At 69.6% G+C, this 11,203-nt stretch carries 11 protein-coding genes; 2 read left to right on the top strand and 9 right to left on the bottom strand.

From position 1 onward, the window contains the following. Nucleotides 1-80: 80 nt before the first annotated feature. Genes Q4I23_RS25140 through Q4I23_RS25125 form a run of 4 tightly spaced genes read right to left on the bottom strand, consistent with a single transcriptional unit; the run spans nt 81 to nt 4,982 of the window. Nucleotides 81-1,217, bottom strand: a complete 1,137-nt coding sequence (locus tag Q4I23_RS25140; RefSeq protein WP_145626140.1) for a flagellar basal body P-ring protein FlgI — start codon at nt 1,215-1,217, stop codon at nt 81-83. A 40-nt stretch (nt 1,218-1,257) separates the two neighbouring features. Further along, on the bottom strand, nt 1,258-2,322 hold the full coding sequence (locus Q4I23_RS25135) for a flagellin (protein ID WP_498528026.1): 1,065 nt from the start codon (nt 2,320-2,322) through the stop codon (nt 1,258-1,260). Nucleotides 2,323-2,326: 4 nt separating this feature from the next. Further along, entirely contained in the window at nt 2,327-3,724 is a 1,398-nt protein-coding gene (gene flgK, locus Q4I23_RS25130; RefSeq protein WP_498528025.1) for a flagellar hook-associated protein FlgK, read from the bottom strand. 25 nt (nt 3,725-3,749) lie between these two features. Further along, on the bottom strand, nt 3,750-4,982 hold the full coding sequence (locus Q4I23_RS25125) for a flagellar hook protein FlgE (protein WP_454020859.1): 1,233 nt from the start codon (nt 4,980-4,982) through the stop codon (nt 3,750-3,752). A gap of 309 nt (nt 4,983-5,291) precedes the next feature. Between Q4I23_RS25125 and Q4I23_RS25120 the strand changes: the two genes are divergently transcribed. Continuing rightward, nucleotides 5,292-5,900 carry a cold-shock protein gene (locus Q4I23_RS25120; protein WP_040137955.1) on the top strand — a complete coding sequence of 203 codons (609 nt, stop codon included), beginning with the start codon at nt 5,292-5,294 and terminating at the stop codon, nt 5,898-5,900. Between the two features lie 75 nt (nt 5,901-5,975). Here the strand turns inward: Q4I23_RS25120 and Q4I23_RS25115 are convergent, their stop codons facing one another. Beyond that, nucleotides 5,976-6,299 carry a hypothetical protein gene (locus tag Q4I23_RS25115; protein ID WP_014199685.1) on the bottom strand — a complete coding sequence of 108 codons (324 nt, stop codon included), beginning with the start codon at nt 6,297-6,299 and terminating at the stop codon, nt 5,976-5,978. Between the two features lie 129 nt (nt 6,300-6,428). Then, complete coding sequence (locus tag Q4I23_RS25110; RefSeq protein ID WP_454020860.1) at nt 6,429-7,472, bottom strand: hypothetical protein; 1,044 nt, start codon at nt 7,470-7,472, stop codon at nt 6,429-6,431. A 194-nt stretch (nt 7,473-7,666) separates the two neighbouring features. Here Q4I23_RS25110 and Q4I23_RS25105 point away from each other — a divergent pair, with 194 nt between their 5' ends. After that, complete coding sequence (locus Q4I23_RS25105; protein ID WP_014199687.1) at nt 7,667-7,870, top strand: hypothetical protein; 204 nt, start codon at nt 7,667-7,669, stop codon at nt 7,868-7,870. Between the two features lie 48 nt (nt 7,871-7,918). Here Q4I23_RS25105 and Q4I23_RS25100 read toward each other — a convergent pair whose 3' ends face one another. The 3 genes from Q4I23_RS25100 to Q4I23_RS25090 form a co-directional block, all read right to left on the bottom strand. After that, complete coding sequence (locus tag Q4I23_RS25100; RefSeq protein ID WP_454020861.1) at nt 7,919-10,117, bottom strand: methyl-accepting chemotaxis protein; 2,199 nt, start codon at nt 10,115-10,117, stop codon at nt 7,919-7,921. 83 nt (nt 10,118-10,200) lie between these two features. After that, entirely contained in the window at nt 10,201-10,878 is a 678-nt protein-coding gene (locus Q4I23_RS25095) for a TerC family protein (RefSeq protein WP_498528024.1), read from the bottom strand. 79 nt (nt 10,879-10,957) lie between these two features. Beyond that, on the bottom strand, nt 10,958-11,203 hold a 246-nt coding region (locus Q4I23_RS25090), incomplete at its 5' end, for a TRAP transporter large permease subunit (RefSeq protein WP_498528023.1).

Below are 11,203 nucleotides of genomic sequence, written 5' to 3'. Positions count from 1 at the left end.
GCGTATAATCGTCGGCAGCGTCAGATGTGTATAAGAGACAGGGGGGAGATGTCCATCGTGTCGTCGTCCGGCCGGAGGTGTCAGATGATTTCCAGGTCGGCGTGCAGGGCGCCCGCCGCCTTGATGGCCTGGAGGATGGCCACCATGTCGCGCGGCCCGACGCCCAGCGCATTCAGCCCGTTGACGAGCTGCTGCAGGCTGACGTTGCCGCCGATGGTGACGAACTGGCGCCCGTTGCCCTCCTGCACCTGCACGTCGGTGCGCGGCACCACCACGGTCTGCCCGTCGGAGAAGGGCTGCGGCTGGGACACCTGGGGCGTTTCCACCACGCGGACGGTCAGGTTGCCCTGGGTGATGGCGACGCGACTGATGCGCACGTCGTCGCCGATGACCACGGTGCCGCTGCGCTCGTCCACCACCACCCGCGCGATGCCGTCCGGGCGCACGGTGAGCTGCTCGATGTCGCCGATCAGCCGGGCGACTGCGCCGGTGTAGCGGGGCGGGATGCGGACATCGACGGTGGTCGCGTCCAGCACATGGACGGCGCTGCTGCCCAACCGCACCGCTACCGCGTCGGCGATGCGGTTGGCGGTGGTGAAGTCGGGGTTGCGCAGCGCCATGCGGACCGCAGTTGTCTCGTCCAGCGCGAATTTCAGCTCGCGCTCCACGATGGCGCCGTTGGCGATGCGGGCGCTCGTCGGCACGCCCTTGGTCACGTTGGCGGCCACCCCGCCGGCCGAGAAGCCGCTGACCGACAGCGACCCCTGGGCCACGGCGTAGGCCTGCCCGTCGGCGCCCAGCAGCGGCGTGACCAGCAGCGTGCCGCCGAGCAGGCTGGTGGCGTCGCCCAGCGCCGACACGGTGATGTCGATGGTCGTGCCCTGGCGGGCGAAGGGCGGCAGCGAGGCTGTGACCATCACCGCCGCGGCGTTGCGGGTGCGCAGCACCTCGTCGCGGGTGTTGATGCCCAGACGCTCCAGCATGCCCTTCAGGCTCTGCTCGGTGAAGGGCGTGTTGATCAGCCGGTCGCCCGAGCCGTTCAGACCGACCACGAGGCCGTAGCCGATGAGCTGGTTGCGGCGCACCCCGTCGAAGGTGACGAGATCCTTCACCCGCGTCTGGGCCAGCCCATCGCCCGCCATGGCGGCGGCGCCCAGCAGGCAGGCCGCGGCCAGCGCTGCCACGCGGAGGGCTCGGCGGATCGGACCATGCTTCATCAGACCGTCTTTCATCATCCCGCAGGGAGGCCTTGCCGTCCTACAGGTAATTGGCGAGGCTCATCCGGGCGATGCGGGCGGTGGCCGCCGCGGTCGCCTCGATCTGCACCTCGAGCTGGTTCATGCGCAGGCTGGCCTCCGCCGGATCGACGCTTTCCATCGCGTCGAGCTGGTCGTTGAGGATGCGAAGCTGCGTCGTGTTCATCGCCGCGATGTCGTCGAGCTGCGCGCGGTGGATGCCCAGTTGCGCGGTGGCGTCGCGGACCCCCTCGATGCCGCCGGACACCTTGGCGACCGCGGCCTCCATGTAGGGCTTGTAGGCGTCCAGCGGCAGCTGGCTGGTGTCGACGCTGGCCAGCATGTAGAGGCCCTGGAGCAGGTCCCGCATGGCCGGGTCGTTGCCCTGGATGCCGTAGGGGATCTCGGTCGTGCGGTCGGGCCGGGCGCTGAGGCGCGGCGCGGTCGAGGGCGCCCCCTGGTAGAACCCGCCCTCGAAGCCGAGCGGCGAGGCCGACGGCGTGGCGAACAGGTCGTCCAGCGCCGCCACGGCGGCGGCGGTCTCGGCCGGGTTCTGCGGCGACGCGGTGCCCCCGGTGGCCGCGGCGATGGCGTCCTGCACGATCTGGATGGGCGAGGGCAGGCCGGAGTCGTCGCCCTGCACGGCGCGCATGGGGGCGGCCTTCACCTCCACCCCGCCGAACAGATAGCCGTTGCCGGAGGAGGCGTTGAGCATGCCCACCACCTGGTCCAGCATGGCGCGCGCCCGCACCTGGAGGGAGCTGCCGGTGGGCGAGGGCTGCCCCAGCCCGACCGAGGCGGCGGCCAGAACGTCCTGCCCCGCGGACAGGATGTTGGTCAGCGCGCTGTCCATGGTGCCCAACCGGCCTTGCAGCAGGGCGGTGGATTTCAGGGTCTGCTCGGTCTCGTCATACAGGTTGCGCAGCGCGATGGCCTGCCCGGTGCGCGCACCCAGCGCCTTGGCGACATCGAAATGCTTGCCGCTGGCGATCTCGTCGTTGTTGCGCAGCCGTTCGAGCTGAAGCTCGGTGTTGGCGGTCTGCAGGCGCTTGGAAAGGCCGAGGGTGGAGACGGCGTTGTAGAGCATGGCGTCAGTTCCGGATCTGGAGCAGCGTGTCGAGCATCCGCCCGGCGGCCTGCAGCACCTGGGCGCTAGCGCCGTAGCTCTGCTCGATCAGCAGCAGCTTCTGCATTTCGTCGTCGACGTTCACGCCGTCGCGGTTGAGCCGCGCCGATTGCAGCGCGTCGGCGCTGATCTTGCGGGTCTTCATCTCGGACTCGGCGGTGGTGCGGTAGCCCTGCTGGGTGGAGACCATGCCGGTGGCGTAGTCGCCCAGCGTGGCCGAGGAGGGCAGGTCCGCCGCGGCGAAGCTGCGGGTGGCCGAGAAGGCGTTCAGGAAACGGTCGATCTGCGTGGTATCGCCCGATGCCAGCGGCGCGCCCGCCTGGACGCCGCTCTGCACCATCCAAGGGTTGCTTCGCACGCTGCCGTTGACGGCGATGCGCGAGGCCAGACCGTCCGTCGTGCCGTAGGCGGCGCCGGCGTCGGTGAACAGGCCGGGCTGGGTGGGGTCGGCCTCCGCCGCCTGGAACTGCCGGACGATGCCCGCCGCTAGCTCGTCGAGCTGGGCCAGCGCCCGCGGCATGTCCTGATGGGCGGTCTGGACATAGCCCATGATGCGCCCGCTCTGAATGTCCTGGTCCGGGTTGTCGGAGATGATCTTGCCACCGGCCACCAGATCGCCGCCGACGAGCTGAAGCGGCTGGGCGCCCGCCGGCAGCTCGCGGTCGAGCAGCGTCTGGCCGTTGCGGGTCATCACCACGACCTCCCCGCTCTCGCGGGTGTGGGTGCGGATGCCGATCTCGCTCGACACCTGATCGAGCAGCCGGTCGCGCTCGTCCATCAGGTCGCCGGTCTCGGCGCCCTTGGCCTTCTGCGTGGCGATGGCGCTGTTCAGCTCCCCGATGCGGACGAGCGAGCGGTTGACCTCGTCGACGGAGGACTGGAGCCGCGCCTTGGCGTCGTTCTGCACGGTGATCGCGGCGGCGGCGGTGTCGTGCAGGCGGCGCACCAGCGATTCCGCGGAATCCACCACGGCGGTGCGCGCCGCCTCGTTGTCCGCTTGGTTGCGGAGCTGGCTGAAGGACTGCTGGAGCTTTGCCAGGGCGGTGGAAACGGACCGCTCGTCCTGCGGCTGGCCCAGCGTGGTGGCGTAGTCGGCCAGCGCCGAGGCGCGGGTTTCCTGCGCGGTGTAGCGGCTCTGTTCGAACCGGGCGTCGCGGATCAGGAACTCGTCCACGCTGCGCAGCACGCCGTCGACGCGCACACCCTGGCCGCGCCCGCCGCTGATCGCGGTGGAGACGGCCAGATCCTTGCGGACGAAGCCCGCGTTGGTGGCGTTGGTGATGTTGTGCGAGACCAGCGCTGCTTGCTGCTGGGTCGCGCGCAGCCCGGACAGGGCGGCGCTGAGGGCCAGTTGGAGGCTCATGGCGGGCTATCCCCTTTCCCGTCCGTCAGCGCTTCAGACGGGTGGTTTCGTCCACCATCTCGTCGGCGGTGCGCACCAGCGTGGCGTTCGAGGAGTAGGCGCGCTGCGTCTCGATCAGCGACACCAGCTCCTCCGCGATGTCGACGTTCGACTGCTCCAGTGCGTAGCCGGCGACCGAGCCGGCGGTGCCGCTGTTGCCGTTGCTCAGCGTCATCGTGCCGCTGTCGATGCCCAGCGTGTAGGTGTTGCCATCCTGCGGGACCAGACCACCGGGGTTGACCACGTCGGCGACCGGCACCTGATAGAGCGGCTGGCGGGCGCCGTTGTCGTAGACGGCCCACAGCGTGCCCGCCTTGTCGATGTCCACGGTGCTGACGCGGCCGGCGCGGGCGCCGTCGCCCATGAACTGCGGCACGTAATCGCCGTTGAGCTGGGTCAGATTGCCGACCGTGACGTTGACGGTGTCCGGCGTCGGGTTGGCCGGCGAGGTCAGCGTGATCTGCGGCAGGGCGCCCGCCGGCAGGCCGGCGTTGGCGCCCGTGGTGTCGAAGGTGACGGTGTTGGTGGACAGCGTCGCGGTGTAGCCGGCGGGCGGCGTGACCGACAGCGTCCATTCGTTCGGGTTGGCCGTCTTCGTCCAGGTCATCGTGACGTCGAGCGGGTTGCCGAGACCGTCGTAGAGCGAGGTGGAGGTGTCGAAGCTGGTGCCGTTCGTGGCCTGCGCTGGCAGGTTGCCGGCGAAGCTCATCTGCGAGGTCTTGCTGCCGCCATAGGCCAGCCCGGCGATGGAGACGGCGCTCAGCCCGTCGAAGCTGCTGCGGTTCACCGCGGGCAGGCTGCCGTCCGGACCCAGCTTCCAGGCCTGGAGATACTGGCCGGCGCTGTTGCGCAGGAAGCCCTGGTCGTCGGGCAGGAAGCTGCCGGCGCGGGTCAGCGCGTAGCCGGGCGAGGTTCCGGTGGTGCCGGCGTTGTCGGCGACGACGAAGAAGCCACGCCCCTCGATGGCCATGTCGGTGGCGGACTGGGTGCCCTGGATGGTCCCGTCCTTCAACACCTGATAATGCACGTTGGAGCGGACGCCGCCCGCGGAGTAGTTGCTCGTCGAGCCGGAGGAGGTCATCAGCGTCGAAAAATCGACCGCGGCGCGCTTGTAGCCGATGGTGGCGGAGTTGCTGATGTTGTCCGAAATGGCGGCCATCCGCGAGCTTTGCGCGGACATGCCGCTCACACCGGACCGCATGGCGCTGAACAGGCTCATCGGGAGATCCTCATCCTAAATCGGTTGGGCCGGAAGCGAGCCACGGGATTCTCCGCGATGGACTTCGGAGGGGAGAGTACAGGGCGGATTTTAAAGCGGATTTAAAGAGCGTTTTTGTGCGTTTACTTAAAATTTTCCGCTCTTTTGCTGCGGTGGTCCGTTGGGTCGACGGCCGGGGGCGCCTCTTTCCCGTGGGAAATGGTGAAACCGAAGTGCGATTGCGGGGGCGGCGAACGGATGCCGCATTGCGCGGATCGACAAATCCGGTCACTGTTGGACCGGTTGTCCTCCATGCATCGAGTGTCCAGAGTGAGCGAAGAGCAAAAGCAGCAGGTTACGGCGGTCGTCAAATGGTACAAGGCCGACAAGGGCTTCGGCTTCGTCCGCTTCGCCGACGGAAGCGGTGAGGCGTTTCTGCATTCCCGGGTTCTCGCCTCGCTGGGCGAGGTGTCGCTGACCGAGGGCACGGGCCTCGTCTGCGACATCGCCGAGACCCCGAAGGGGCCGCAGGTCGTGGCCATCCATTCCATCACCCCCGCCGACCCGGCGGAGGCCAAGCCGGCCCGCGCGCCGAAGCAGCGCCGCCAGCGCCAGCCGGAGGGCGGCGACCCCCAGGCCGTGCGCCCCGCCGCCCCGGCGGCCATCCGTGAGCCCAAGCCGCGGCGCGAGCGGTCGGCGCCGGCCCTGATGCCGGTGCCAACGGGTGAAATGATTTATGGGACCGTGCGCTGGTACAATCTGGACAGCCAGTCCGGCCTGATCGACCCGTGGGACGACGAGACGGGCATCGGCGTCTATTTCGACCGCGCGATCCTGCGCCAGTCCGGGCTGGAAGTGGTGGCCGACGGCGAGGACGTGCGTTTCGTCGCCGTGCCGGGCGACGGCGGCCCGACCGCGCTGCGCGTCGAACTGGTCTGAGCCGACAGGACTCGGGCGCCGTCGGGGTATCCGCCCGGCGGCGCCTGCTTCAGAGCAGAACCTTGGCTGCTGCCGTCAGCGGGGAGTGAAGGACCGCGAGGGACGGCGCTCGACGACCACCGGCGGGCGCTGGTCCATGCCGCCGGAGGGGCGGGACGGGTAGTGGCCGCGGGATTCGGAGGAGTCCATCCGCCCGGCGGCTTCGCGCACCTCGAAGATGCGGCGTTCGACCGGCAGGCTCTCCGCCAGGACGATCACGGTGTTGAGCGAGATCCGGTCGATCGCCGGCTCCATCCGGTCGGCGCGCAGCCGGCCCGCCTGCACAAGTTCCTCCACCTCGGCTTCCGAGCACTTCAGCCAGGCCGCCGCCTCGGCGATGGAGAGTGACTGGTCGCGCATCGAAGAAGCTCCAAGACTGGGGTGGGGACGGGAAACCGGGTTGCCAATAGGGGTGTACCCGATTTCCGCGCCGAACAACAGGGTGGCGAAGGGGCGTCCCGCCACAAGACGCCCGGAAACCGCCTCTTTCTACTCCTTGGTCACGCTCCGGCAGCGCTGCTGGAGCAGGGCGACGGCCTGGGCGGCCTCGTCGCCCTGCAGGGTAAAGGCACGTTCGTCCAGCAGCCGTCCATCGGCGTTGAAGGCGCGGACGAACAGGCCATGCGCGGTGCTGGTCACCACCGCGTCCACCACCGCGTCCGCCGTCTCGTCGCTCGCCACGTCGATGAAGGAGGCGAGTTCCGCCAGTTCGCCATTGTCCGTCCAATCGGCCTCGGCGATCAGGTCCAGCAGGTCGTTCAGCCCGCCGGCCGGCTCGCAGCGCTGGACGCGCGGGTCGGCGCCCTGGATGGCTGCCGTGAAGCGGGTCAGCGCCTCGCGGATGCGGGTCTCCTCCGCGGGGTCGAGTTCGGGCTCGCCGTCCTCGCCGATGCGGGCCAGCCCGAGGAAATCGGGAACCGCATCCTCGCCGGCGGCCTCGACGGCGTCCGCCTCCTCCTCGATCAGCCCGACGACGCCGACCAGCCGGGTGCCGGCGTCCGCCGGGTCGGCCAGCAGGTCGCCCTCGCGAACGAAGCGCAGCGCCGCGTCGGTCGAGTCCAGCATGCGCCGCAGCAGGGTGCGGCGGTCGGCGGCCTCCAGATAGACCAGCGCTTCCGGCTCCAGCCAGACCGGCAGCAGGCGCGTGTCGGCGGCGGTCTCCAGCAGGCCGGTGGAATCCAGCGCCTCTTCGATGGCGGCGGCGGCGGGCGGTTGCGACAGGTCGCCGGACACCTCCACCGCCAGCCAGAAGAGGGTGGCGATCATGTCGTCGCCCTGGGAGTCGGTGCGCCGGACGGATTCGGCGATGGTCTCCACCTCGTCCAGAAACTCCGGCTGCTCCTCCTCGCGCAGCTTGTCCAGCGCGGCCTCAAGCACCGCTTGGCGGCCGGCGTCCAGCGTCTCGTCGAGCAGTTCGTCGAAGCGGCGGTCGCTGTTGCGCCAATAGCGGACCAGGCGGTCCGCCGGCGTGCCCGTGAAGGTTCCGGTGGCCGGCTTGTCCGCGCCGTTCCGCCCGTTGCCTGTCTTTGCCATGCTGCCTCTCCTGACTGGTCCGCCGGCGCCGTCGGGCGCGGGGGTGACGATATGGGCAGTGACCGTAGTGGCCGAAGGGCGCGCTGGCAAGCCGTCCTCTTCCGCTTTCAAACCCCTCGTCTCAGGGCACTCGACAGCGGGGCCCGTCCTGCGGCAGGCTGGGCCCCGCAATCAAAAGCCGGAGGGCAGGGCCCGTGACGACGCGCGATGAGACCGAGGTCCTGCTGGCGGAGCTTCGCAAAGGCTTCGGCGTGGCCTCGAACAGTGAGCTTCTGCATCTGCTCGCCGCGCTGGGGCGGGTCGTGCTGGACGAATCCAGCCGCGACGAGCGCGGCCGCCGCGTGCTGAAGATCGTCGGCAAGGGCGGGCGCGAACGCCAGATCGTGATTTCGGAATAAAGGAAGGACGCCCTTCCCCGCGCACCGCCGCGGGAAAGGGCGTTTCCGTCAGCTCGCGCGGACGCGCTGGAGGAAGCCGGACAGCTCGCGGTTGAGCGCGTTGGCGCCGTCGGCGAGGTCGTGGGCCTTGTCGAGGAGGGTGCGGGCGGCGGTGCCGCTGCGGTCGGCGGCGGCGTTGACGCCGGCGATGGTCTGCGTCACCTCGGTGGTGCCCAGCGCCGCCTGATGGACGTTGCGGGCGATCTCCTTGGTGGCCGCGCTCTGCTGCTCCACCGCCGCGGCGACGGTGGCGCCGATGGTGCCGACGCGGGTGACGACCTGGACGACCGCCTGGATCTCCTGCACGGCCTCGCCGGTGGCACTCTGGATGCCGGCGGCCTGGGCGGCGATCTCGCCGGTGGCGCGGGCGGTCTGGGCGGCCAGCGCCTTCACCTCGTTGGCGACGACGGCGAAGCCCTTGCCGGCCTCGCCGGCGCGCGCCGCCTCGATGGTGGCGTTGAGCGCCAGCAGGTTGGTCTGGCTGGCGATGTCGTTGATGAGATCGACGACACGCCCGATGCTCTGCACGGAGTCCGCAAGGCCGCCGATCTGCCCGTTGGCGCGCTCGGCCAGGGTCATCGCCTCGCGGACGATGTTGGTGGATTCGGTGATCTGGCGGGTGATCTCCTCGATGGAGCTGGTGAGCTGCTCCGACGCGGCGGCGACCGTCTCCACGTTGGCTGAGGTCTGCTCGGTCGCGGCGGCGACGCTGGTGGCGAGACGGTTGGTCTCCTCCGCCGTGGCCGACATGCTGCGGGCGCTTTCCTCCATTTCGGTGGATTCCGCCACGAAGCGGCTGACCACGCTGCCGACGGCCCCCTCGAAGCTGCTGGCGATCTCCTCCAGCGAGCGCTTGCGGTCCTCCTCGGCGCGGCGGGCGGATTCGATCTGCTCGGCCTCCAGCCGGCGCTTGGCGAGGGCGTTCTCGCGGAAGACCTCCACCGTGCGGGCCATGGCGGAGATCTCGTCGCGGCCGCCGGACGGAACCGTCACGTCGAGGTCGCCGGCGGCGATGCGCTCCATCCCGCCCTGGAGGGTGAGCAGGCGGCGCACCACCATGCGGCGCACGAAGACCAGAACGACCAGCGCCGACAGCAGCAGGCTGACCACACCGACCCCGATCTGAAGGATCGTGCCGTTGGACAAGGCCTTCTCGCTGTCCTCGGCGGCGGTGGTGATGGCGCCCTCCTGCGTGTGCACGAGGTTCACGACGGCCATGGACAGCGTTTCGGACAGGCTCAGGTTGTTGGTCAGCAGGTCCCGCTGCGCCTTCAGGATCTCCAGCTCGGCCAGCCGGGTGGGAATCAGCCCGTTCGGCTCAATCGAGAGGGTTTCGATCGCCTTCAGCGGTTCGGCCATCGCCTCGCGCGAGGCTTCGGGCAACTGTCCGGAGTTGGCGGTCATCGTGGTGACGAGGATGCGCGTCTGCGCCTCGATGATCGACAGCCGGTTTTCGTCGGAGCTGGCGGCGGCTTCGGTCAGCAGGCCGCGGACGGTGGTGGCTCCGTCGTCGATGCCGCGGACGATGGCGAGCTGCTCCTCGGTCTGGAGATACTCCTCGCCGGCCTTCAGCCGCTCCTCCGCCGGGCGGGTGTCATCCCGGAAGGCGGCGCGCTGCATGTCCACGCCGCTGCCGTGGATCGATTTCCAGGGCGCCACGAGCTGCGACAAGCGCCGCGTGGCGGTGACCACCTGCTCCAGCAGTTCGGAGCGGCGGTCGCTCAGCCCGATCCGCTTGTCCGCCGCCTGATCGAGGAGCGTGACGTTGGCGAGCAGGGCCTGGGCGGCGCTGCTGGCGGCGGCTGTTTCGGACGGATTGCCGGCGTGGGACGCGGCGTTGGCGCTGTTCTGCTCCAGGTCGGCCAGATCGCGCAGTTCGCGTTCGAAGTCGTGCCGCTCCATGGCGATGCGCGCCGCGAGATCCGCCTTCTCCTCCTTGCTGGTGACGGAGCGGAAGGCCGGAGCCAGCGCGTCGATGCGGCCCGCGTGCTGGGCCGCCCGCAGGGCGCCGAGCGCGGACGGCACGGCCTCCGCGGTGATGACCTGCAGCGTCCGGCCGAAGCCGGCGTATCCGGTCAGCGCCACCCCGATGGCGACGAGCGTGCAGCACATCACGGCGCCGACGCCGGTGAACAGGCGCCCCTGAACGCCCCCCAGCCGGCTTGGGCGCACCGCCTTATCCTGGGCAATTTCTAACGGTTTGGACATGTCATCTCTTCCCCAACGGCGGTCTTGCTTCTCGTTGGCCCCGCCGCACGCCGTCCGCGGCAGGCCTTATCCCTTTCTTCCCGTCAGCCGAGCCAGGCCGTGTGGGCCAGAACCTCGTTCGAGCCCCGCCAGACCATGTCGAGCGCAACATAAGTGATGATCGCAAGACCAATCCAACCAATCCAGCGATGTTTGTGCAGAACACGTGCAATTACGTTCGCGGCGGCGCCCATCAACGCCACCGAGAGCAGCAGGCCGAGCACAAGCACGGTCGGATGCTCCTTGGCAGCACCGGCCACAGCCAGCACATTGTCAAGCGACATCGACACATCGGCCACCACGATCTGCCAGACGGCGGCGCCCACGGTCGCCGCCCCCACGGCGGCGACGGCCGTGTTGTTGTTGATGGAGGCGGTTCCGGGCAGGACGTCGGGGGCGTTCAGCGCCTCTTCCGGCGTGACCTCGTCGGCGCCCTGGGAGCGCAGTTCGCGGAACATCTTCCAGCAGACCCAGAGCAGAAGCACGCCGCCGGCCAGAGTCAGCCCGATGATGGCGAGAAGCTGTGTGGTCATCAGCGCGAAGATGATGCGCAGCACGATGGCCGCGCTGATGCCCCACAGGATGACCCGGCGCCGCTGTTCCGCGGGGACGGCGGCGGCGGCCATGCCGACGACGATGGCGTTGTCGCCGGCCAGAACAAGGTCGATGGCGACCACCTGCCCGAATGCGACGAGTTGCGGCCAGAGTTCGGCGGTCATCATGATTCGTCTCCATTGCAGCGGGGCGCCCGGTGATCGGGGCGCCCCGCGGTATCCTTGCTGTGCGGTTGGGGGCGCCCGGTCAGCGCATGAGGAGGTGAGGGAGCCAGAGTGAGAAGGTGGGAACGTAGGTGACGAGGAGGAGGGTGACGAAGAGGGCGCCGTAGAAGGGTGTGATGGAGCGCATGACCTGCCCGACGGAGACCTCGCCGATGGCGCAGCCGATGAACTGGGTGGTGCCGACCGGCGGGGTGTTGAGGCCGAGCGCGCAGTTGATCAGCATGACGATGCCGAACTGCACCGGGTCCATGCCGTACTGCATGGCGAT

The organism is Azospirillum sp. UFLA03-27 (assembly GCF_059803775.1).
Note: the sequence above shows the minus strand (reverse complement) of the source record. Positions and strands in the feature narration are given on the sequence as shown.

Bases quoted from the DNA above. Each gene is read 5' to 3' on its own strand.
- Q4I23_RS25140 (WP_145626140.1), bottom strand. From the start codon at position 1,217: ATGAAGCATGGTCCGATCCGCCGAGCCCTCCGCGTGGCAGCGCTGGCC.
- Q4I23_RS25135 (WP_498528026.1), bottom strand. From the start codon at position 2,322: ATGCTCTACAACGCCGTCTCCACCCTCGGCCTTTCCAAGCGCCTGCAG.
- flgK (WP_498528025.1), bottom strand. From the start codon at position 3,724: ATGAGCCTCCAACTGGCCCTCAGCGCCGCCCTGTCCGGGCTGCGCGCG.
- Q4I23_RS25125 (WP_454020859.1), bottom strand. From the start codon at position 4,982: ATGAGCCTGTTCAGCGCCATGCGGTCCGGTGTGAGCGGCATGTCCGCG.
- Q4I23_RS25115 (WP_014199685.1), bottom strand. From the start codon at position 6,299: ATGCGCGACCAGTCACTCTCCATCGCCGAGGCGGCGGCCTGGCTGAAG.
- Q4I23_RS25110 (WP_454020860.1), bottom strand. From the start codon at position 7,472: ATGGCAAAGACAGGCAACGGGCGGAACGGCGCGGACAAGCCGGCCACC.
- Q4I23_RS25100 (WP_454020861.1), bottom strand. From the start codon at position 10,117: ATGTCCAAACCGTTAGAAATTGCCCAGGATAAGGCGGTGCGCCCAAGC.
- Q4I23_RS25095 (WP_498528024.1), bottom strand. From the start codon at position 10,878: ATGATGACCGCCGAACTCTGGCCGCAACTCGTCGCATTCGGGCAGGTG.